Source organism: Fusobacterium ulcerans ATCC 49185 (assembly GCF_900683735.1).
Classification (GTDB): Bacteria; Fusobacteriota; Fusobacteriia; order Fusobacteriales; family Fusobacteriaceae; genus Fusobacterium_A; species Fusobacterium_A ulcerans_A.
The window spans coordinates 2,440,560-2,464,284 of sequence record NZ_LR215979.1; the positions used below are offsets into that span (position 1 = coordinate 2,440,560).

Consider the following 23,725-nt stretch of genomic DNA (forward strand, 5'->3'; position numbering starts at 1 on the left):
CAGCTCCATTAATATTTTATGTCTTCATTATATCATAGATATAAAAAAGTGCCCACAATTGTGAGCACTAAAAATTTTTATTTAATTTTTTAGACCAAACTAGAATACAGTTTTAAATCCTGCAAATACAGTTGGCTGCCATCTCCAGTTAGTTGCTGAACTTCCACTGTTTACTGCCCAATCTCTATATTCTGCACCAGCTGCTGCGTATACTTTTACTGATGGAGTTGCTTGATAGTTAAATTGAATTGTTGGTAATGCGTATAGTGAGTATTTAGAATTATCTGTTCCTACACCTTTTCCATTTTTAGTTTCTATACCATTTTTATCTTTATTAACTACAACTGTATCATTTATTTTATCATATTTATCTACATACTTTCCACCTTCTCTACGAGGTGCACCAAATTTTTTCTCTTGTGACCAGTTGTAAGCATCATATCCACCTTCAAAATTGAAGTCTACTGATACTTTTCCATTTGTATATAGGTTAGTTGTATTATAGATATACGCCTCTACATCCACTGTAAAGTTTTTATCTTCCATTTTGTCAGTTCCATCATAGAATTGATCTTTTCCATAGAAATGTTGAGTTGCATATACATTTAATTCAAATGAAAATCCTAATGGAAATTCATGCATTGTATATAAGTCTACACCTAATTGGTTATCATAAGAATTATCATTTGATGAATCCCATGCATATTTGTATTTTGGAGCTACTACAAAGTTAGTTGTCTTTACAAAATCATTACTGAACATATAGTCAGCAAAATTAAATCTTGCTTGATATTCTAATTCTTGTGAATCATCATCATGTCCATTATCTCTGTAATGTACTCTTGAAGTTAAGTTAACTTTAGAATCTCCTAATAATCCATGATTATAGAAGTATCTTAATCTTGTATCTGTTCCATCTTTTCCATTTCCTTCATGAGTAGTTACTGCGTTGTAATCTCTGATTCTATACTCTAAAGTTTGTTTTTCAGTCATGTTGATTTTTCCACTGAATTGAATTCTTGAATAATTATTTCCTGTATTCCAGTTTCCATTTCCATCAGTAGTTTCACTTACTGTTTCAAATTTGTCTTCTTGTCCTTCAGTTTTTCCATACCATCTGTATTGTAGATCTACATAACCGTTAGGTCTGAACCCTTCTTCTTTGTCTCTGTAAACGATAACTTCTTTTTCGATTACTTGTACTGGTGCTTCTTCAACTACAACTGGAGCTGGTACAACTTCTTTTGCAGATGCTGATGCTACAACAAGTAAAGAACCTAGTAAAAGTGCTAATTTTCTCATAATTATCTCCCCTTTAAAAAGATTTTTTTATACCTCCCCCCTAGCTTCCAAGGGGAGATATTTCCCATTACCAATGGAGGGGAGGGTTGACAAATCTTCTTGTTAGAACCCCAAAAAAAGAGGATAGAAAAAGGATAGACATACCCCCTTTTAGTAGACAATTTTTTTACAAAAAAAATTCTATAGTAAAAGAAATTTAAATTACCATTTTATATTTTTTAGTTTTGGAAACATTTGAATCTTATGATATAATTAGCACATACTAAAATTGATATAATTATATTTTTTAAATAGGAGTATGGAATGAAAATTACAATTGTTGGTGGAGGAAAAATAGGGGAACTCCTCTGTAAAGACCTTGCTATTGAAGGAAATGATATAACACTTATTGAAGAAGATCCAAAAATACTTGATAGAATTCTTTCTTCTTCTGATATTATGGGATTGGTTGGAAATGGAGCCAATTGTGAAGTATTAAGAGAAGCTTCTGTTGAAACAGCTGATATCTTTATAGCTGTTACACATTCAGATGAAATCAATATTATTTCATCAGTAATAGCAAAAAAAATGGGTGCTAAATATACAATAGCCAGAGTAAGAAATCCTGAATACTCTTCACAAATGAAATTTATGAGTGATTCTTTAGGTATAGATATTATGCTGAATCCAGAGGCAGAAGCTGCTTATTTTATAGCTAGAAATCTTGAATTTCCCAATGCTTTAAATGTTGAAACTTTTGCTAATAACAAAGTTAATCTTGTGGAGGTTCTTGTAGAAAAAGATACCTATTTAGATGGAATAAAATTAGCAGAATTTAAAAATAAATACTTTGCAAGTATCTTAGTGTGTATTGTAAAAAGAGGACAGGAAGTTTATATCCCAACTGGTAACTTTATTTTACAAGCTGGAGACAGAATATATGTAACTGGTATTCAAAGTGAACTCTCTAAGTTTTACAAATCCCTTGGTCATAAAGAAGAACGTATAAAGTCGGTTGTTATAATTGGTGGAGGACGTATCACTTATTATCTGACAGATATTCTTTTAGAAAGAATGATGGATGTAAAAATAATTGAAATTGATGAAGAGAAAGCTCAAGAGTTAAGTGGTATATATGAAAATGCTGTTGTGGTACATGGTGATGGTACTGACAGTGAACTTCTTGATGAAGAAAGATTTGGAGAATACGATGCCTTTGTATCTCTCACTGGTATAGATGAAGAAAATATTATTCTTTCTATGTATGCTAATAAATTAGGAATCAAAAAAACTATTACCAAAATAAATGGAATATCTTTATTCAATGTTTTAGAACTTGTAGGACTTCAGTCTATTGTTACTCCTAAAAAAATAATTGCTGACTATATAGTAAGAATAGTGAGATCATTAGTAAGTTCACAGGGAGAAAATATTGAAACTCTTTACAGGCTTGTTGACAACAATGTTGAAGCTATTGAATTTAAAGTTCCTGAAAATAGTGATGTTATTAATATTCCATTAAAAGATTTAAACACAAAAAATAACCTTCTTATTGCTTACATTTTAAGAAAAGGTCAACTGATATTTCCAGGAGGACTTGATGTATTAAAGCCTAAAGATAGAGTCATCATTGTCACTACTGAAAAATTCTTAGATGATATTAATAAAATATTAAAATAATGGGGAATGAATATGAATAATAAAATGGTAAGATATGTAATTGGACATATCTTAAAAATAGAAACTGCTTTTATGCTGATACCATTAGCATTAAGTTTTTTTTATCATGAAAGTATTACAGTTAAAAAAGCTTATGTCTTTACCATGGTGCTACTTTTGTTTTCCAGTCTTCTTATTTCTAAAAAGATTCCTGAAAATCAAAAGATATATGCTAAAGAAGGACTTGTTATAGTGTCAATTTCATGGATAGCATTATCACTTTTTGGGGCTCTTCCTTTTGTATTCAGCAAAAGAATACCCTCATTTATTGATGCTTTTTTTGAAACAGTAAGTGGTTTTACCACAACTGGAGCCAGTGTATTAACCAATGTTGAAGCTTTAGAAAATTCGCTATTATTCTGGAGAAGCTTTACTCATCTAGTAGGTGGAATGGGTGTACTGGTTCTGGCATTAGCTATACTGCCCAAAAATAATAATCAGTCTCTTCATATAATGAAAGCTGAAGTTCCTGGACCTACATTTGGTAAATTAGTTGCAAAAATGTCTTATAACTCAAGAATTCTTTATATGATATATATTTTCATCACTATTGTTATTACTGTACTATTAAAACTTGGAGGAATGTCTCTTTTTGATTCTATAGTTCATGCCTTTGGTACAGTGGGAACAGGAGGATTTGGTATAAAGAATAGTAGTATTGCCTATTATCATAGTTCATACATTGATTATGTCCTTGGAATAGGGATGCTTCTATGTGGTATGAACTTCAATCTTTTCTATGCCTTGCTTTTAAAAAACTATAAACAGGTGTTCAAAAATGAAGAATTAAAATATTACTGTGGAATAGTTGCAATAGCTATAATTGCTATTGCAGTAAATATATCATCTTCATATACAAGTATCAGACTTTTATTCAGAGATGTATTTTTTACCGTTTCATCTGTAATTACTACAACAGGATATTCTACTGTAGATTTTGATACATGGCCTGTATTCTCCAAAACAATTCTTCTTTTGCTTATGTTTGTAGGAGGATGTGCTGGTTCTACAGCAGGAGGATTAAAAGTTTCAAGAATAGCAATACTTTTTAAAACAGTTGTTGGAGAATTTAAAAAAATAGGTACTCCAAATAGAGTCATAAATATAAAAATGGATAAAAAAGTTATTACTAAAGAATTATCTAGTGGAATAAGTACTTATCTGATGTTATACATTACTATATTTCTGATAGCTATTTTATTTGTAGCATGGGATTCCCCTGATTTCCTATCAGCATTCAGTGCTGTTGCAGCTACATTTAATAACATTGGTCCAGGAATGGGAATAGTTGGTCCAACATCTAACTATGCATCTTTTTCCAACATTAATAAAGTGATGCTGTCTTTGATAATGCTTTTAGGAAGACTGGAAATTTTTCCTATATTAATACTTTTTTCACCTAGTTTATATAAAAAATCCAATTAAATTAAAATATAGAAACTATTGTCAATTTGGAATAGCTTAAAGCTGACTTGAATTTTTCTTTCTTGTCAGCTTTTTCTTTTAAAATGAAAAAGAGGCTGTATAAATTAGTTCATAAACCTCTAATTTGCAACAGCCTCACTTATTTTTTTTATTTAACTTTCTTTATTTTTGTCAAAACGTGATGCCCATTTGGTCTAAATATAAAATTAGTTATATTTTTTCTCATTCCTACTAACTCATTTTTTCTAAGAATAGGTATCAATGGAAGATCCTCTTCTAATATAGCTTGAGCTTGTCTGTATATTTCAGCTCTTTTTTCCATATCAGTTTCTAATCTGCCTTGTTCAGCCAGCTTATCATATTCTGGGTTGCTGTAAAAACTTCTATTTCCTGCTGCTCCTCTTGCATCTGTATGATAAAGTGGATACAATACAATATCAGAGTCATTAGTTCCTGGAAACCATCCACCTAAAATCAATTCATGTTGTCCAATTGCACTCTTTTCAAGATAAGTTCCCCATTCAACTGGTTCTATTATCAAATCTATTCCTAATTCTTTTAAGTTAGCCTGTATAATCTGAGCAGTCTGAATATTAGCTGGAGTAGAATCTGTCATTATTTTCATCTCTTTAGGAATATCTCCAACTTCACTTAAAAGTTCTTTTGCTTTATCTAAATTCAAGCTGATATCTCCTGTTGGTTTTCCTCCTATCATATTAGGACTTACCATAGATGTAGCAGGTTCTCCTGCATTATCATAAACAGCACTTAATATTCCTTCTCTATCTAAAACATTATTTACAGCTTGTCTGAATTCTTTTTTATTAAATGGATATTTTTCAGTATTGAATCCTACATATTCTGTTCTCATAGATGGTCTGTTGACTAAAGTAAGATCTTTATTTTCCTCTACAAATTTTATATCTGATGGACTTAAATTATATGCTATATCCACTTCTCCAGTTTCAAGAGCTATAAGTCTGTTGTTGCCTTCTGGTATAACTTTAAATACAAGTTCATCTATTTCTGGTTTTCCCATAAAACTCTCTTCAAAAGGTTCAAACTTCAATACATCTCCACTATTCCAATAAATAAGTCTGAAAGGGCCTGTTCCATTTGGATTTATAGCTATTTCACTTTCTCCTCTTTTCAGTGTATCTTCTTTATTTATTATTCCACAAAGAGAAAGAGTCATATTATACAGTAATGGCGAAAATTCACTTGATAAAAGTACTCTTACATGGGCATCATCCACTATTTCAACACCACTTATTTTTTCTAGAAGTATACGTGTTCCAGCTTTTTCTCTCATTCTTTCTACAGAAAAAGCTATATCTTCCACTGTAAGTTCAGCACCATTGTGAAATTTTATTCCTTTTTTTATAGTAAAAAGAATTGACTTTGGATTTTCAAATTCCCATTTCTCAGCTATTTCTGGAATAAGATTCCCTTCATCATCTACAGCTAAAAGAGTATTGAATACTTGTCTTGCTACAGTCATAGAAGCTACCTGATTTGCAAGAGGTGGATCCAAAGTTTTAGGTTTTGCTGCCTGTGCTACAGTTACAGTTACTTTTTCACTTTTTACCACTTTCTTTTCTTCTGTTTTCCCTCCACAACCTAATAAAAACAGTGACAATGTTAATACTGCTATTTTTTTTATCATATGTTCCTCCCAAGATTATTTTGATATACATCTCTCTATTTTCTATCATGTTTCTTTCTCTCTGTCCAGATTTTATTTTACATTTAATAGTTCTAATATATCTTTTTTTGTCATAGAGAATGTTTTGTCTATATTTTCATCTAATATTTCTTTTATTAATTTTTCTTTTTTATCTTTTATTATATTTATTTTTTCCTCTATAGTTCCCTTAGCTATCATTTTAAAAACATTGACATTTTTTTTCTGTCCTATTCTATATGCTCTGTCAGTAGCTTGATTTTCAACTGAAGAATTCCACCAAGGGTCAACATGTATCACTGTATCTGCACCAGTAAGATTAATTCCATTTCCTCCTGCTTTCAATGATATAATAAATATATCTCCTTCTCCTCTATTAAATCTTTCTATAAGTTCCATTCTTTTTCCTGATTTTGTTTTTCCATCTAGATACATATAATTTACATCTTTAGGAAGACTTTCTTTAATTATATCCAGCATTTCTGTAAATTGGGAAAACAGAAGTACTCTATGATTTCCACTTCTGCACTCTTCCAAAAGTTCCAGTATAGCTTCTAACTTTGAACTCTCACCTTTATAGTCTTTTAAAAAAAGTTTTGGATGATTGCAAAGCTGTCTTAACTTTGTAAGATATGCAAATATTTCCACTGAATTATCTTTGCTATGAATCTCTTCTTTATATTTTTCTAAGTAAGCTAAATAAAGTTTTTTCTCATCTTCACTTAATTCAACCATGATATCTGTTTCAATTTTATCAGGAAGCTCAGGAAGCACATCATTTTTTAATCTTCTTAAAATAAATGGAGCTATCATTGTTCTAAGTTCTTCTAAATTATTATTTTCTCTATATTTTTTCAAAAATTTTGTATGCTTTCCTAAGTATCCAGGAAAAATAAAATCAAAAATACTCCATAATTCCAAAGTAGTGTTTTCTATTGGAGTCCCTGTTAAAGCTATTCTTATATCTGCTTTTATTTTTTTCACAAAATAAGCAGTTCTTGATAAATAGTTCTTGATATTCTGAGCTTCATCCAGTACTAAAGTATCAATTTTTACATCATTATAAAATTCTCCATCTTTCATTAAAAAACCATATGTACTTATGAGAATATCTCCAGCTTTTGAATTCTCTATTATCTCTTTTCTTATTACTGCTTTTCCTTCAACTATATTTACACGAAGGTTAGGAGCAAATTTTTTAAATTCCTTTCTCCAGTTATACATAAGGCTTTTTGGTACAATTATAAGTCTTATTCCATCATTTTCTTCTAACATAGAAAAATATGATATCATTTGTAAAGTTTTCCCCAATCCCATATCATCAGCTAGTACTCCGCCCATCTTTATTTTTCTTAAAGCTAAAAGCCACTGTACTCCTACTTTTTGATATTCTCTTAACATTGGAAACTTTTCATCTATATTTGAATCATTATTCTTTTTCTTAGATTTTACAATTTCTTTACATACATTTTCCATATCACTGCTCATTTTTACATTGTTTAATCGATCTAAAAAGTTTAATATAAAATATCCATAAGCTTTTTCTCTTTTTATTTTTCCAGAAATTATTTCACTTTTTTTAGCTTCCGCTTCTTCTAAAAGCTTTGAAAGTTCTTCCATACTTTTATTTTCTCCTAAAAGGAGCATTTCTCTATTTTTGAGAATATAGTATTTTTTCTTTTCTTTAATAGCTTTCAGTACTTCATATACTTCTTCTTTTGTAATTCCATCTACTTCAAAGCTTATTTCAAAGAGATCAGTCATTTTAGCAGACATATGATAACTTACTGTTTCATATTTTTTTATTTTAAAGTTCTCTGAATAAAATACTCTATATTTTTCACTTAAAATTGGAACAGCATTTTTTATGAAATTATATATTTCATCTGAATCTTTTAAAATATATTTTTCATCTTTTTTTACAAATTTATATGTTCCTAATATTTCAGAAATAATTTTTTCATCTATATGTTTATCTTCAATAATAATAACTTTATTTATATCTTTTTCTCTTTTTTCATCAAATATTTTTTCTATTATTATATTTATTCCTTCTTTTTCACACAAATCCATAAATATTCCTATTTCTACTACTTTAGGCTCATATACTTTTTCTTTCATTTTTTTATCTAAATTGATTTTTGAAAATGTTGAAATTTTTAGCATTACATCTTTTACATATTCTTCTTTTAAACTCAAATTCCAATCCTTTAATTTCATTATATTTTCAAACTCTCTAAATTTTTCAAGCTTCTCTTGAGATACTTTATATATCTTTGTATCAATAATATCTCTATAAGCAATATAACTATATCCTATACTTAAATATTTTACAAAATCAGGAATACTTATATTTATACTCTCGTTATAATAATTTAAATTTACTTTTATAATTTTTTCTAAATTTTCTTTTTCAATCTTTACATTTTTATTTTTTTCTAATATATTAATTATTCTTTCAGCAGACCTTTTTCTTTCCAGTACCTTTTCAATAGAAAAATTTTCCTTTGAATTATTAGAACTAAAAAATTCATATAACTCTTTCAAGTAATCTATAAGTTCTTTTTCCCAGCCAACAAAATAATCTTTTTTAGGGTCATAAGTATACTGTACTCCAAATTTCATTTGCTTTTCTTCATAGCTTTCTAAAAATTCTGAAAGTTTATGATTCAATTTATATTTTTTTCCTTTTGCTGTAATTGACATATTTATATCAAGAACATATTTGCTCATATCATTGTTATTAACTAACCATAAATCAGTTTCCAAAACTATTCTATTTTTTTCTTTTTCTTTTTTTTGGAAATATTCTATTATTTCCTTTTCTTCTTTTTCTTCCAATTCCTCAAGAAAAGCATTTCCTCCAAATGCCAAAGCCACTATATGTTTGCATATATTTCCATTTGCTTCAAAATACCTACAGTCACATTTATAATTTATAAGTTCATCTTTTGTAAATTTAATATTAGAGGTATATACATCTCCAGCTCCACCAATTCTTCCTTTCATTTCAAATATAGTTTCATCTTCATTTTTAATCTTTTCTATTTGATAATCAAGAAGCTGCCTGTTGTCATAGCAATCTTTTCCTTTATCAAATACTTTTTCATTTTTAGTTTTTCTGAATGCATTCAGTAAGAATCTTGCCACTTTATATTTAGAATCTTCTATAAAAAATAGATTCTATCCTCCTTTATTTAAATTTCTATCTATAACCAGAAAGAACAGAATTAAAATAATTCTGTTCTTTAAATTAATTTTTTTATTTAATAAAATTATATTTTTCCAAAAAAATAAGAGCTAATTTCATCATTATTCTATGAAAGTATACAAAAATAAATATAGTTCCCATACCAAACAAAATTCCTGTAATAATTCTCTTGATATTATTGCTCTCTTTTTTTCTTAATGACTGCATAGTTCCATCAACTATCAAAGGAAAAAGAATCAATATAGTAATATACCCTTTAGGAACTTCTAATAAAAGACAATATATTATTCCAAATATCCATCCCAGCAGTATTCCTGTACATCTCGCACATATAGGAAATTGTTTTTCTTTAAAGTAAAGACTTCTTTCAGGTTTTGAATGGCACATAAATAATATTTTTAAAAATTTTCCTACTCTATACATTAGCTTGTTGCAACAATAACTAATACAATAAATATAAAATAAAGAATAACAAATATTACTCCTAAAATTGCACTGACCAAAGCTCCTATTCCCAATGCCTTTGCTGTTTTAGGTTTTTCATCTCTCCATACCAGCCATAATATCAACCCAACCATTGGAATACAAAAACCTAGACATCCCCAGCCAAAACCGCCTCTATCTAGATTTTTTACTTGTACCCTTTCTTCTGCTGCCGTATCAAATTCATCTTTTTGTTCGCTCATTATGTATCCCCCTTGATGTTTTAATATATTTACATTTTATCATAGCTGTTCAAGTATTTCCAGATTATTTCCTCTATTACTTTAAATTTGAAATTTCAATTCAATTACATTTTTTGAAAAATAATCTTCATAGCTTTTTATTTTTATAAATAAAATCATCCTATTATCAAAAAGAAAAATAGAGAATTTTTTAAAAAATCATATCCTTTGCATTTTGAATATAAAATTCCAATTTACAAAATATGTCAGCAGCTGTTTTTATATCATACTCAAAACTATTTCTTCTCTTATTAAGTTCGTTTTTTAAATTTCCTATAAGTTCTCCTGCTTTACTCATTCCAGTTTTCCTGCACAAATTTTCTATTTGTTCAAGCTTTTCAAGAGTTGCAGGTTGTACTGTATGAAAACCACTTAGAAAAATATCATTCATAATATTTTCTGTATCATTTATTATTGTTTCTACAACATTATTATTTTTCATTTTTCACCTGCTTAAAAAAATATATTTCTTACCTGTCCATCTTGTATTCCACTTAAAAATCTTCCATTCATTATACCATTCTTTTCATTAATACTTCCAAGTATATACTCAAAATAAAGTCCTGTTTTATTCTTTTCAAAATACTTTATAGCATTTTCTGATACAGAATTATATTTTATATCAAAAGTTATAATATTTCCGTTTGAATCTAAAGAATCAAATTTAAGTTTTTGTTCTATCTTATCATACTCTATATTTTTTATCTCTTCTACTTTTATTAAAAAAATACTTTTAGTAGCTGAATATGGTTCGAAATACTTAAATTTATGCTGTCTTAACTCTTCTACTATAGAAGAGTAATCAGAAACTGCTATTTCCTGTACATCTTCTCTAGAAGTTTTTCCTTTTATACTACAAATTGTAGATTTTGCAGAAGATATTTTTCCAGTAGATAATTTTACATCTCTCAAAGACATTTTTGACATGGATACTTCTTTAAAAGAAAGCTCATTAGACCATACCTGCCCCATATTATACAAAGTGCCTAATTGTGAACTATTTTCATAAGGTCTGAGGGTACTCATAGATAAAATAGTCTTTATATCCTTACAATAAAAATAAGCTGTTATTAAAAGATCATTTCTTTTAGTGATTCCTCCAGAAGCTCCCAAACCTATCAACTCAATATTATCAAGATTAAATTTTTCTTCCTGTCTCTGTCCTGCAAGCATCATTTTTTTTCTGTTATCTTCTGTTGCAAGAAGAGCTGATGTTCTATTATAGACAGAACATAATATATGCATCAATCTTTTATTAGAAAAAGATATATTTTTAGAAAAATAAAATCCTAGCTCACTTGAAAGATTTTTCAATTCATCTGCTGCTGCAAAAAGTTTTATTCCATAAGTCTGTATATAGAATTTTTCTGCCTGACTTATTTCATTTCCAGTTAGTCCAGATATTCCCTTATCAAATATAGAACTTATAAAAATATGAAGATTCTTTATAATTTCTTTTTCCTTTTCTCCTATCTCTATTTTATCATATTCTGTATCCTCTTCTGTTATTTTCCCCTCTTTTATCAAGTAAGATATCAGGGCATATGCTTTATGTGAACAGATTCCTTTTTCTTTACAAGAACACATAGCATTCTCTATAGAATTTTCTTTTGGAAAATACACTTTTACATTTAGACTGGCAATAGATACAGTAAGCATATCTCCATATTCAAACACTGCTTCATCTCTGATAAAAATTGAATTGATAAGAGAATTATAATTTTTCTTTCCAACTAATTCTAATATCTTTTCTCCAGTAATTTTTTTCAGTTCTTCATAAAATGCTGTTTCATCAATTTCCTCTTTTGCCTCTTCTTTTACTCCTTCAGCTCCATCTTGATTATTATCATAGAATTCCTTTAAATAAAGAAGAGCCATTACAATATGTTTACAGATACTGGAAGAGGGACATGTACATTTACTATTTTGAACATTTACATTCAGCTCTACCACTGCATCTTCTATTTTTACTTCTATGATTCCTGTATTTTTTACTGATAATAAAATATTTTCTCTAGCCTTTTCCAAATCTTTTATAGAACGTTTATATATTCCTTTATTTGAAATACTTACTATAAATTCTTCATTGATAAAGGGAAGAAAAGATTTTATTTCATTTATAATACTATTTTTGCTATCCATTGTGCCAACTCCTTTGGTGTGATAGCTGCCACATCAGCACCTAGATTTGCCATTTTCTGAGCAGCATTTTTATCATAGCTTCCCTGAGCACTGTAATCCAAAGCAGGAAGTACAAACATTCTCGCCCCAGTTTCTATGATATCAAATACTCTTTTGTACATCTGTCTGTAATCATATCCATCATAGAGGTCGCTTACTAATACAACAATAGTTTTTTGAGGCTGTGTTATTTTAGAAGCAGCATAATCAAGTGCCCTTGAAATATCTGTTCCCCCTCCCAGCTGTACACTAAGGAGAGTTTCTACTGGGTCACTTACATAATCAGTAAGATCTACCACATTTGTATCAAAGACTATTAGCTTTGTATCTATCATGGATAATTTAGAAAATATACCAGCCATAACAGCACTATATATTACAGAAGAGACCATACTTCCACTTTGGTCTACTACTATTATTATATGATATTCATTCTGCTTTTTTATACGAGAAGAAAAATACAATCTTGATGGAATAAGAACTTTTCTTTCTACATCATAGTTTTTTAGATTTCTTCTTACAGTTTTCTTAAAATCAAAATTTCTCATTGTACGAAGTACTCCACTTTTATATGGATTTTTCTTTCCATGAAAAGCTTCAATTATCTCTTTTCTTAATTTCTCTTCTATCTCTTTAACTACTTCTCCTATTATATTTCTAGCAGTCTGAAGCACCTGAGGGTTCATCATTCTTTTAAAAGCCAGTATATTTTTTAATAGTTCCATATCTGGCTGCATCTGCTTAAGTATTTTTTCATCAGTAAGAAGTTCTGTTAATTTGTATTTAGAAATTGCCTGTTTCTGCATTATTTCTACTGTCTCTTCTGGAAAAAGTTCTCTTACTTTTCCTATCCATTCTGGAACAGTAAGACTTGAGCCTCCTCTTCCTCCCTCTTTACGTATTCCCTGTTCTTCTGAATACTCTCTTGAATAAAGAAAATCAAGGACAGAATCCATATTAGCATATTGAGGGTCAAGACTCATACTATCCTGAGCAAATTCTCCCAGAACAAGTCTCCACTTATTCAATGTCTTTTTATCTTCCATCTTCTCCCCCTTTTTCCAGAAGCCATTCATCAAGTTTTCCAGCACAATATCTATCTATATCCAATGCTTTTTCCATTTCTTTTTGATCAAAAACATCTCCATAGAGCAAAGATTCTCCTGATATATCATAAAATGAAGATACCTGCTTAGCTATTTTATCTGTTTCAAAAGGAAGAAAATATGTAAATGCAAATCTTAAATCTGGAAGTATTTCTAAAAATAGATCTCCCTCAGTTTCTTTCAATATGCTGTCTAAAGAGCGAAGCATTCTGTCATCTACAAATACTATATCTTTAGCTATCTTGAAAAATCCTTTAAGAAAAGAAGCTGACATTTTTTTAGAAATATCTGAACCATTTAGATATGAATTAAATTTATTCATAGCTTCTTCCAAAGATATTTTTCTTTTCTTGAAAAGAACAGCACTACTAGAACCAGACAAAGCTGTATTTGCTGAATTATCTTCGTATATTGAAAACATACTTTGGATAAAAGATTCCTCTTCCTCTTTATTTATGCTATCTATAAAATAAGTATAAAGGAATTTTATTCCATCACAGATACTGTCTTCATCTTCTTTTTTAGAATTAATAACAGTGTATATCAGTGTCAGCATACGAGTCAGACTTAACTCTATCACTTTATCCAGTATTGGAATATCTATCCTGGCAAAACTTGTATTATATGTTTTCACTTCACAAAGATTTTTAAAACAGTCAGATACACTTAGAAAATCCATATCATTACCTATGATATCCATGAGTTTTTCAAAAATAATTCCATATATAGAATTCAATCCCATACGATTTGCTTTTAAAAGCTTCTCTGAAAGTTCTCTGGCATTACTATGTTCTGATGATATTCCTTTTATTATCAGAGAAAGACATGCTTCTTCTACAGTTCCACCATATGCAGAGTTTGTAATAAGAGCCACCTGTACTCCGGGAAAAAATCTATACTCCCAAGTTTCCCTGAGAAGTATCCTTCCTTTTCCAGTGTTAGAATCCTGTCCTCTTAGATAGTGGCAGAAATATGTTTCCAAAAAATTCATTTGATGAAAAAATCTGCTTTTTTCTCTATGGCTTTCATTGGTATATACATCTAGCTTTGTTTCTTTTTTCATACTTACTGCTGTAGATATTTTAAATTTTTTACATTTAGCAAAAAAATCATTTACTAAAGGAGGAACTCCACAATCTGGATCTATTGTCCCCATTTCCATTCCTGTAAGAAGTCTGTATAAATTCTTTAATGCTGGCTGATGATATGAATTTATCTCTCCCTTTACAAAAGATGACTTCACTCCATCTATCAGCTCAAATACTCCACACTCTTTCTTTTCTCTTAGCTCTCCCAAACCTCTTGCCATATAGTATGACTGCATTTCATCAGCTATTGAAAGAGGCTGCTTTTTTCTCACTGCCCCTGCTGTATTGATAATAAAACGCAGTACTGTCTCTTCAAAAGGCTTCTTTCTCTTTTTACTTATGTTTTCCCAGACTTTCTGATAAAAAAATGGAAAGACCATTCCTGATTCATATCCAGAATTTCTGTCAGATTCTTCAAAAGAATATGGCATAAGATAACTTGGTGAATCCTCTTCCTTTATTTTTTCTATTTTAAATGAAGGAAGTTTCTCTGCTGTAATAAGATTTACAAGTTCTATTGTATGAATTCCTCCTGTTACAACTAAAACTTTCTTATATTTTTTCATAGCTTCACGAATATTTTCAGCCATGTAATACTCTCTGATTATATCTCCATGATAAATCAATTCATCTTGAGAAGTATTCTCTCTGCTGTAATAACAATAATAAAAGAGGCTTTTTACAAAATTTTCAGTTTCCATATGAAAACCTTCTATTTCAAAAAGCATTTCCCAAAGTTCATTGAAATTTTTACATCCCATTTTTTCTACAAGCATTTTGTAATAGCTGCTCTGTAGAAATACTCTGTCATCTTCATAATTTTCTGCTGTTTTCTGTTCTGGGTCAGGAGTATTCAAAAGTTTTTCTCCATAACCAAGATCTATAAACTCACAAGGTATTCCTCTCTTTGCTCCCTCTTTTAATGCAGTGAGTTCAGGTGAAAAATCAAGGAAGGGATAAAATGCTCTGTATTTTCCCTTCTCCTCATTTATTTTTCCCTGCTTGTCATCATAGCTTAAATATATACAAAAAGGAGTCTTTGTTTTATCAGATACAGCATATTCTATAAGGTGGGCTGCATTTTTTGGTCCCTCTATCAATATAGCCTCTGGCTGATATTCCTCTATTACTTTTTCCAAATGAAAAGAACAGACAGGGCTGTGATGTCTTATAGGAAACAATATAAAGTCAGAAGATAAATCATAACTTCTTTTAAAAAGTTTATCTATTTTTTTTATTTCTTCATCTATTTCAAATTGTTTCTCGCCTCGTAATAATCTATCCATAATGACCCCTCTTTTTCTGCTCTTTTTTTCACTACAGTTCCAAAATAATTTCTAAGTTTTGATAAATCATCTCTATTTTCTTTAATTACTGCTCCTTTAATATTCTGTACAAGTTTATCAGCAGTTATTTTCCCATCACTGTAATAATATGAATCAATAGCAGTCTGGAAATATACTGATACTGCTTCTGCTGTACTCATTACTGAAGATGGAACATCTACTTTTATATTTTCATAAGTTATTCCTTCTCTCAATTCTCTGAAAGTCAGAGCCAGTATCTCAATAACATTATGATCTATCTTCATTTCTATATTAGCCTCATTGAACATTTTTTCACATTCCTGTTCTATTATTTTAGCTTCTATAGTTACACTGCTAACTGGAAGAACAGTTTCAAAGTTAAATCTTCTCTTCAATGCACTGCTCATCTCATTGATACCCTTATCTCTAGTATTAGCAGTAGCTATCACATTAAATCCAGGTCTTGCATATAGCACTGGTTCTTCAGCAAACTCAGGTATATTAAGCATTTTATCACTCATAACACTTATCATACTATCCTGCATCTCCAATGGACATCTAGTTATCTCTTCAAAACGAGTTATCATTCCCTCTTTCATTCCAATGTATAAAGGTGCTGGAACAAGTGCTTCTCTTACAGGTCCTTTTGCCAAAAGCATTGCATAATTCCACGAATATTTTATCATATCTTCTGTAGTTCCTGCTGTTCCCTGAATAGTATTTGTACTTGTTCCACAGATAGCAGCAGATAAAAGTTCACTCAGCATAGTTTTTGCTGTTCCAGGATCTCCTACCAGCATAAGTCCTCTGTTTCCTGCCAGAGTTATTATACTTCTTTCTACAAGAGAATCATCCCCATAGAATTTTTTAGTTATTTTAATTTTTTTTCCATTATATTCTATTGCTTTATCGCTTCCAAGGATGAATGTTCTCACTGCCTTTGGAGACATAAGCCAGTTCTCTGGCTTCTTCCCTGTATCTGTACTTTTCAATGCTTCCAGCTCTTCAGCATACTTCATCTCCATAGTAGGTTTTAAAATTTTTACTTCCACAACTATTCCTCCCTATTTTCAATAGCTTTTTCTGTTATCATTTTTCCTGCAAGATATGCAAGACTTATAAGTTTTTTTGGTACTTTTCTAAGAACTACTTCACTGTTGCTTTCTCTTGAGATAAAACTTATTTTAAGTATACTTATAATAGTACTGTAATCTCCTGGATAGAAATTATTAGTAGATATGAACATTTTCAGATTACTTGATTCATCTAGGAAAGTACATCCACAGCATTCTCCATATTCAGCAAATTCCATATTAAATCCCAGCTTATTTGCTGCACTTTTGAAAGTTGAAGCATATATCTTTTTAGTTTTAAATTCTGTTATTTCTCTTTCTTCAAGTTCTTCATCTTTAAGAATATACACAGGAATATTCAACTGATCCACTGGTTGTACTATTTCATAATCTTCAAGCTGTTCTGTCCAAGCTGCCAGTTCCTCTTCATCTATATCAGCTGGATGCAGCGGAAGTATGTATGTTCCATTTGTCAATTCATACTCTTCCTCATCTACTGTGTTGAATGTTCCATCTTCCATATATCTGAAAGTTTTTATAATATTTCCTTTATCATCTGTTTCTTCCCATACTAGTTTTGTTGCAAAGCTGTTCATTATAGGATTTTCTATAAATAATTCTTTCCATTTTTCTATACTCCATTTTCTTCCTACAATAACTGCTTTAGCTATTCTCAATTTTTGAGATTCTACAACAATTTTTATCTGTTTCTTTATATTTTTCAGTTCCTCTTTACATTCTGCTGCTTTGTCTTCATTGTCATTATTTTTAGAAGATGCCTTTGGAAGAGATTTTATCTGTTTTCCAGTATTATCAAAAAGTGTTATTTCCATTTTATCATCTAATACTGCTTTAAATTCCCTTTCTCCATAACTGAATATTCTAGTTCTGTCTTTTCCAAACCCTAAATCAGGAACTATTATATCATCCAGTTCATCTCTAGACATTCCCATAGCCTCTGCTGCTATATCCATAGCTTCAAGTGCAGCTCTTTTTACTCTTTTATTTTTATGTTTTCTTGACATACTGTCCACTATAAGCAGTGCCATTTTACTTCCATTCATACACAAAGATTGAATAGCAAAGGTTGCAAGTCCAGGTTTGCTGTTATCTGCCCAGAAGTCTATTTGTTTTTTAATCATAGGTATTTGAGCTTCACCAGCTGTAAGAGCCAGAGGTAAAAGTAAATTTCTATATTTTGTAGTTGAACCTTCAGCAATCCACATATCAAAGATATTTTTCATTAAAAGTCTTAAATCGTAAATATTTACAATTTCCTGTATTTTTTTACATCCTTTAATTATATACAGATCTTTTAAAACTATATATTCAGATACAAAATATTTCATTACTTTTTCTGAAATTTTTTCTTCTGAATCTTTTATTCTCACACTTGCATAATCTATTTCTTTAGCATAAGGAGTATTTTTATCATTAGTTTTAGTATATAGATTTTCTATATATTCTACCATTTTACTAATATCCTGCATTGCTTTCAAATCCTTTTCTATTTTATCATTATCCCATATTCTTATAAGACGCATAGCAGTATCAGCAGTTATTTTACTTTTAGCTCCAGCTAATTCTTCTATTTTAGGACGTACTTCATTTTCTTTAGATTTAAGCATATCTTCTACCATGCTTGTTACACTTTTTATTTTCTTTTCAAATACATTAGTTAGTTCTACATAATCAAATCCATTATTTTCTTTATAAAGAACATTGATGAATTTTTTTAAATCTTCTATTTCAAAAGAATTATTTTTTAATAACTCATAGATTTCTTTTTCATATTTATGAGCAAATTCCAGAAATTCTTTTTTCTCAGTTTCTTCTTCTGAAAATCTATAGTCCAAATATCCCTGACATACATCTTCAAATGAAATTCTCATTTTATCATAAAGTCTTATATAAGCATTTTCAGTATTTACAGGACATACACACTTATAATTTATAATAAAATGGAAAAGATAACTCATATATCCTGTTATTTTTAATGTTACTTCTACTGCATTTCTTGCTACTGTAGAATATTCAATCAATGAAAGTGCTGAAACACTTATTTTATTAGCTTCTACTCTATGTTTATATGCATTTCCGCTTTCAGCTATTTTTATTCCGTTTAATACTGCATTTTCCTCTCTTAGGAATTCAAAATCTCCCATCCCCATTTCAGGAAACTCACAAGTAAATACATCTTTATTCATGTACATTTCACTATATGATTTTATCAATAGATTTTCAGCTTTTCTTAAATATGCTGCTTTTTCTTCATCAGTAAGATAATTATTTTTTAGAAGAAGGCTTAAAAGTACACTTCCCATTACATCTTCTTCATCTATCTCTCTTTTCATTATAGATTTCACATAATCTGGTGATAATTTCATACTTTCTTCTATTGCTTTATAAAAATATTTTTCATTATACTTATAGTAGCCATTTGAAATACGTTCTAAACAGAAATCTAATTTATACTTATCAGAAAGCTTTAATTCTTCTATATTTTTCATTGTCTGTTCATCATTATTATGTATATAAAGGAATGTTACAGGTTCTGCCATTGCTGCTACTCTTACACCTTGAAAAATAATATTTGAAGCCATTTTTACTTCTTTTATTATTTTAGTAATTAAAATAGATTCATGCATTTCAGATGTAAAAACTAATTTTATCTGAGCAAATTCATTATAATATTTATCTATTTGAGGATCTTTTATATCATTTTCTAAAATTCTTTTTACAGTTTTATCTTTAAGTCTTTTCTTTAAAATACTATAAAAAAATCTTTCCAGTTTTTCTACTATTTTTTCTTTTTTTCCAAAGAAAATATTACCTATTTTTTCTATTGAACTGCTTTCATTCTCATTTGCTAATTTTGTTATAAGAATTATTCCTGCTGCAAAAGCTGCATTTCCATTTACTTTATCATATTCATCTATATATTCATTAGCAATGTCTTTATAATTTTCAATAAATTTATTTACTGATTCTTTTTCTGTCTGCCACCAATATCTTGTAGTGTATAAAAGAGTTTTTTGAAAATCTTCTTTTATAAATGCCTTGCTGAATCCCAAATTTTTATAAAGACTATATTTCCCACTAAAAAGCTGAAACTGAGCACTTAATTTATCTGGAGCTTCTTTATACATCAATTCTGTATATCTTTTTAATACCTCTCCATCTTCATTATCTATAAAATTTTTATTTTCATCAAAACAACTCATATTTTCAAAACCATAAGCTTGATACATTGACATTTTCTGCCTGATATCATTTCCTGATGGAGCTATATTTGTTTCCCCTAATATATAACTCTCCAGCTGCTCTCTTACTTGTGGATCCTTATAAGAATATACATTTCTCATAATAATTTCTGCTACTTCTTTTTTTGCCATTTTTACCCCCTATATTTTATAATAGCTTTATTTTTTTGTTTATCTGAATAGATAAGTGTTGATTGTCCTGTTTCTATTATACTTCAAAATTTCAAATAATGAAACAGCCTCCTATATATATTTACAGATAATTTTCTCGCAACTATAAGTAAACATTTATTAACCTTGTTTTCTCCATCATTTTTGTTAAATCAGCACCTCCAGACTTTACAAAATAAAAAGAAGCATTTATAAAGAAAGATTATATTTTAAAAGTTTTTATAGAAATATCTGTTGTTTAATTTCTATTTTCAAATATTTTTCCGTCTTAATTAACAAGCTTCTTCAAATTAAAATATTTAATTTATAAATATAATGTCATCAATAAAATAACAGGAGAGTTAAAAATTAAACTATCAACACGATCAAGCATTCCTCCATGACCTGCAAGTATAGTTCCTGAATCTTTTTTATTTACTTTTCTTTTAAAATATGAAATTGAGATATCTCCTAAAAATCCAAGTATAGCTATTATTGGTCCCATCCAAATATTAATTTTATACTCATAAGCTATATTTAAAAAGAATATAGTTGTTGTTGTTGTTATTATTCCACCAACTACACCTTCTAAAGTTTTATTTGGACTGATTTTGGGAGCTATCTTTCTTTTGCCAAAAATACTCCCAGTTATATATTGGTAAACATCATTTAATTCTATGAGAATAATATATCCTATAATCAATGAAATTCCAGATTTTATATTCACTAAATATGAAATAAAGCTTATAAGATAGACACTGACAAAAAAACTTACAGCTATCTTCTTTTTCTTTTTAATAAACATACTTGCTACTGCTGTTATATATGGAACAAAAAAATAGAAAACATAAAGCATATTTCTATAAATAATAAAATAATTGCTTCCTATTATTAATATACTTATCATTTTCATCTCAGCAGTTATTTTGACATCAAATAATTTTAAAAATTCTATTAATGACAAATAGGATATTAAACTAAATAAAACAATCATTGATAATTTATTTATACTTCCCAGATAAAAAAAACTGATTATTATCAGCCATGTTTTTATTCTCTGACATAAATTTTTATATCTTTCTTTGCTGAATTTATTTTTTAATAAATATACAAATATATATGCTCCTATTGCTATAAAAAAGAAAAAAATAAGTATAGGAATTTTTTGAAATATCTCCATATAATATTTTCCTCCTTTATGAAATATTTTTTAAAGAACTTTTTATTCTATTATATATAGTAAGGAAAAGTAAAATTATTCCCAACACTATAAAATATTCTATATATTTATTATCTAATCTAAAAAATATAAAAATTGATAGCAGGCTTATAAAAAAGGCTCTGTCACTTTTCCCCATTGGTCCTTCATAATGTCTTTTTCCATCAATTTGTATAGCAGTCACTCCAGTATATTCTGATAATATTCCTAAAAATATAAATAACATAGTTAATATAGTATTAATATTTATGGCAGAAAAAAAGCAGAAGAAAAAAACTGTATCTGCAATTACATCTCCAATCTCATTTAGAAAAACACCTAAATTCGTTTTTTTATCAAATCTGTTGGCAATCATCCCATCTAATGCATTAAGAGCCATTCTTATTAAGAAAAACAATGGAACTGTCAAAAACAACCATCTATATTTTGAAAACACATAAAAAATCATGGAAAATACAATACTTAAAATCATAGTTCCAATAGTTATCTGGTTAGGAGTTATCCCAATAAAGTTCAATTTTCTGCATAATGGCATCAATAAATCTTGAAATTTTCTCTTTAAATTATATATTGAAATATCCATTATTCTCCTCTCTTTTCACCTAAAGAAACTGTAAAAATACCAAAATTATCTATCAGCATTTTTCTTTTTTCTAATCCATTATATCTAAAAATATTATCCAGTTCTTTTTGACTTCTTCTTCTCATTATCCAACTTCCTTCTCTATGATTATTCAAAACAAAAGCTATTTTATGAAGTTGAGGATGCCATGGCTGACCTGTATATATAATACATCCATTTTTTTCAAGTATTTCACTAGCTCCCTTTACTGCCCGATTTATAAGTTCATTTTCATTGAACAATTCAAATATTCCTGAAATTATAATTATATCTGGTGTAAACTCAAGTTTTTTATAAGTTTCAAAATCAAAACAATCTAAATTAGTAAACCTAATATTTTCCCATTTATTTTCTTCAATAACCTTTTCTCCAGCTGCTATATTCTCTTTTTTAAATTCATTTATTATGATTTCAACGTCTGGGAAATCTCTTTTAATATCAAAAAGATAATTTCCAACTCCCCCAGCAATATCTAATATTTTCACATTATTCTTAGCTGATGATGTTATCCTTTCTCTTACTAATTCAAGAAGATTTTTCTTTCTTTCTCTTATTCCTCTCCATCCTATTTCATTTAAATAACATCTGTCCATGAATTTTCCAACACCAAATTTTCCAGCAGCTTGATTTTTATAAATATAATCAAGAGAAGGTCCTGAATCAAATCCATGTTCCAATCCTACACTCATTCCTTTACTTAACCACCCTAATTTATTTAGAAGAAATTTTTGTATTCCAAAAGATATTTTTTCTTTAACTGGAATCATCTTCAATAAAATAGTTTCATATTCCTTTTGAGAAAATTTTTCTGGAAGAATATTTATACCTTCCTTTTTTAAACTATAACTTTTTATAATAAAATCATCTATTTTTTTATAGACTTCTTCTCTTTTTTCTTCAAACATTATCCCATGATAAAAATCCTTTAAATATATAAATTCTTTTAATTCAGTTCCTAGTTCTAAATAGAATTTTTTCTGAGAATTATTTTTTACTACATAATCTTTTCCAGCAGAAAAAATGATTGTAGGAATTTCAATGGCAGCAGAATCATCAGCTAATCTTTTTCCTGCATCTAAAAGATCAACAAGAAGTCTGGCATTAATATCCTTAGTTATCAATCTATCTGAATCATATTTTTTCTGTTCATTTTCATCATGAGTCAGTACTCTAGATTTAACATAACTTGGAATTTTAGCGTTTTTATTAAGTTTTGTTAAAAATATAATAGATTCCTTTGCTAAAGGAACATATAATTTTATTTCAAAAGCAGGAGCAAGAAGTGCCATTCCTGCAATTTCAGGAGCATAATCATGTACCCATGCTGTTAGAATAACTCCTCCTATACTATTTGCTACTACAAAAATATCTTTTTCTGATATTTTATATTCTTTTTTTATAAAACTTACAAAAGAATTTAAATCCCTCACATAATCCATAAATACTGGAGAACTCTTTTCCTTTGTACATCCATGTCCCCTCAAATCATAAGAAAAAATATTATATTTTTTAAATTTCTCATTAGATGCAAAATCATTTAATCTTTCTGAATGCTCATGTCCTCTGTGAATCACAACTAAAGTTTTTTTACTTTTGTCAAAATTCCAGCTTCTATAAAATATATCAGCATTATCAAAGCTCTTAAAATAATTCATTTCCATAGAATTCTCC

General features: G+C 28.7%; 16 protein-coding genes. 2 read left to right on the plus strand and 14 right to left on the minus strand.

The features are described 5' to 3' along the window. Positions 1-99: 99 nt before the first annotated feature. On the minus strand, positions 100-1,302 hold the full coding sequence (locus E0E45_RS10945) for a hypothetical protein (protein WP_130891198.1): 1,203 nt from the start codon (positions 1,300-1,302) through the stop codon (positions 100-102). A gap of 303 nt (positions 1,303-1,605) precedes the next feature. On the opposite strand from E0E45_RS10945, the gene trkA reads away from it, so the two are divergent. Continuing rightward, on the plus strand, positions 1,606-2,961 hold the full coding sequence (gene trkA, locus E0E45_RS10950; RefSeq protein ID WP_130891199.1) for a Trk system potassium transporter TrkA: 1,356 nt from the start codon (positions 1,606-1,608) through the stop codon (positions 2,959-2,961). 12 nt (positions 2,962-2,973) lie between these two features. Continuing rightward, positions 2,974-4,425 carry a TrkH family potassium uptake protein gene (locus tag E0E45_RS10955; RefSeq protein WP_130891200.1) on the plus strand — a complete coding sequence of 484 codons (1,452 nt, stop codon included), beginning with the start codon at positions 2,974-2,976 and terminating at the stop codon, positions 4,423-4,425. Between the two features lie 148 nt (positions 4,426-4,573). Here E0E45_RS10955 and E0E45_RS10960 read toward each other — a convergent pair whose 3' ends face one another. The 13 genes from E0E45_RS10960 to E0E45_RS11020 all read right to left on the minus strand — a co-directional run bounded on the left by E0E45_RS10960 (position 4,574) and on the right by E0E45_RS11020 (position 23,715). Continuing rightward, positions 4,574-6,091 (minus strand): ABC transporter substrate-binding protein, encoded by a 1,518-nt coding sequence (locus tag E0E45_RS10960; RefSeq protein ID WP_130891201.1) that lies wholly within the window; start codon positions 6,089-6,091, stop codon positions 4,574-4,576. 72 nt (positions 6,092-6,163) lie between these two features. Further along, on the minus strand, positions 6,164-9,259 hold the full coding sequence (locus tag E0E45_RS10965) for an SNF2-related protein (protein ID WP_130891202.1): 3,096 nt from the start codon (positions 9,257-9,259) through the stop codon (positions 6,164-6,166). 112 nt (positions 9,260-9,371) lie between these two features. Beyond that, the gene (locus tag E0E45_RS10970) at positions 9,372-9,743 is read right to left on the minus strand and encodes a DUF2085 domain-containing protein (RefSeq protein ID WP_130891203.1); all 372 of its coding nucleotides are present in this window, start codon (positions 9,741-9,743) and stop codon (positions 9,372-9,374) included. Then, positions 9,743-10,006, minus strand: coding sequence for a hypothetical protein (locus E0E45_RS10975; RefSeq protein WP_130891204.1), 264 nt, complete (start codon positions 10,004-10,006; stop codon positions 9,743-9,745). The genes E0E45_RS10970 and E0E45_RS10975 overlap by 1 nt, the downstream gene beginning before the upstream one ends. A gap of 190 nt (positions 10,007-10,196) precedes the next feature. Continuing rightward, positions 10,197-10,487: a hypothetical protein gene (locus tag E0E45_RS10980; RefSeq protein ID WP_130891205.1), complete on the minus strand. Its 291-nt coding sequence runs from the start codon at positions 10,485-10,487 to the stop codon at positions 10,197-10,199. 11 nt (positions 10,488-10,498) lie between these two features. Next, entirely contained in the window at positions 10,499-12,187 is a 1,689-nt protein-coding gene (locus tag E0E45_RS10985; RefSeq protein ID WP_130891206.1) for an SWIM zinc finger family protein, read from the minus strand. Next, complete coding sequence (locus E0E45_RS10990) at positions 12,163-13,272, minus strand: VWA domain-containing protein (RefSeq protein WP_130891207.1); 1,110 nt, start codon at positions 13,270-13,272, stop codon at positions 12,163-12,165. The genes E0E45_RS10985 and E0E45_RS10990 overlap by 25 nt, the downstream gene beginning before the upstream one ends. Next, positions 13,262-15,706 (minus strand): DUF5682 family protein, encoded by a 2,445-nt coding sequence (locus E0E45_RS10995; RefSeq protein WP_130891208.1) that lies wholly within the window; start codon positions 15,704-15,706, stop codon positions 13,262-13,264. Before E0E45_RS10995 ends, E0E45_RS10990 begins: the two co-directional genes overlap by 11 nt. After that, a complete protein-coding gene (locus E0E45_RS11000; RefSeq protein WP_130891209.1) occupies positions 15,667-16,779 on the minus strand; it encodes an ATP-binding protein in 1,113 nt (370 codons plus the stop codon). Before E0E45_RS11000 ends, E0E45_RS10995 begins: the two co-directional genes overlap by 40 nt. A gap of 2 nt (positions 16,780-16,781) precedes the next feature. Then, positions 16,782-20,195 carry a DUF4132 domain-containing protein gene (locus E0E45_RS11005; RefSeq protein WP_130891210.1) on the minus strand — a complete coding sequence of 1,138 codons (3,414 nt, stop codon included), beginning with the start codon at positions 20,193-20,195 and terminating at the stop codon, positions 16,782-16,784. A 343-nt stretch (positions 20,196-20,538) separates the two neighbouring features. Then, entirely contained in the window at positions 20,539-21,393 is an 855-nt protein-coding gene (locus E0E45_RS11010) for a phosphatidate cytidylyltransferase (protein WP_130891211.1), read from the minus strand. A 16-nt stretch (positions 21,394-21,409) separates the two neighbouring features. Next, positions 21,410-22,015, minus strand: a complete 606-nt coding sequence (locus E0E45_RS11015) for a CDP-alcohol phosphatidyltransferase family protein (protein ID WP_130891212.1) — start codon at positions 22,013-22,015, stop codon at positions 21,410-21,412. Beyond that, positions 22,015-23,715: a bifunctional alpha/beta hydrolase/class I SAM-dependent methyltransferase gene (locus tag E0E45_RS11020; protein WP_130891213.1), complete on the minus strand. Its 1,701-nt coding sequence runs from the start codon at positions 23,713-23,715 to the stop codon at positions 22,015-22,017. Before E0E45_RS11020 ends, E0E45_RS11015 begins: the two co-directional genes overlap by 1 nt. Positions 23,716-23,725: the final 10 nt, after the last annotated feature.

Bases quoted from the DNA above. Each gene is read 5' to 3' on its own strand.
- E0E45_RS10955 (WP_130891200.1), top strand. From the start codon at position 2,974: ATGAATAATAAAATGGTAAGATATGTAATTGGACATATCTTAAAAATA.
- trkA (WP_130891199.1), top strand. From the start codon at position 1,606: ATGAAAATTACAATTGTTGGTGGAGGAAAAATAGGGGAACTCCTCTGT.
- E0E45_RS10960 (WP_130891201.1), bottom strand. From the start codon at position 6,091: ATGATAAAAAAAATAGCAGTATTAACATTGTCACTGTTTTTATTAGGT.
- E0E45_RS11015 (WP_130891212.1), bottom strand. From the start codon at position 22,015: ATGGATATTTCAATATATAATTTAAAGAGAAAATTTCAAGATTTATTG.
- E0E45_RS11020 (WP_130891213.1), bottom strand. From the start codon at position 23,715: ATGGAAATGAATTATTTTAAGAGCTTTGATAATGCTGATATATTTTAT.
- E0E45_RS10975 (WP_130891204.1), bottom strand. From the start codon at position 10,006: ATGAGCGAACAAAAAGATGAATTTGATACGGCAGCAGAAGAAAGGGTA.
- E0E45_RS10990 (WP_130891207.1), bottom strand. From the start codon at position 13,272: ATGGAAGATAAAAAGACATTGAATAAGTGGAGACTTGTTCTGGGAGAA.
- E0E45_RS11010 (WP_130891211.1), bottom strand. From the start codon at position 21,393: ATGGAGATATTTCAAAAAATTCCTATACTTATTTTTTTCTTTTTTATA.
- E0E45_RS10970 (WP_130891203.1), bottom strand. From the start codon at position 9,743: ATGTATAGAGTAGGAAAATTTTTAAAAATATTATTTATGTGCCATTCA.
- E0E45_RS10980 (WP_130891205.1), bottom strand. From the start codon at position 10,487: ATGAAAAATAATAATGTTGTAGAAACAATAATAAATGATACAGAAAAT.
- E0E45_RS10995 (WP_130891208.1), bottom strand. From the start codon at position 15,706: ATGGATAGATTATTACGAGGCGAGAAACAATTTGAAATAGATGAAGAA.
- E0E45_RS10985 (WP_130891206.1), bottom strand. From the start codon at position 12,187: ATGGATAGCAAAAATAGTATTATAAATGAAATAAAATCTTTTCTTCCC.
- E0E45_RS10945 (WP_130891198.1), bottom strand. From the start codon at position 1,302: ATGAGAAAATTAGCACTTTTACTAGGTTCTTTACTTGTTGTAGCATCA.
- E0E45_RS11005 (WP_130891210.1), bottom strand. From the start codon at position 20,195: ATGGCAAAAAAAGAAGTAGCAGAAATTATTATGAGAAATGTATATTCT.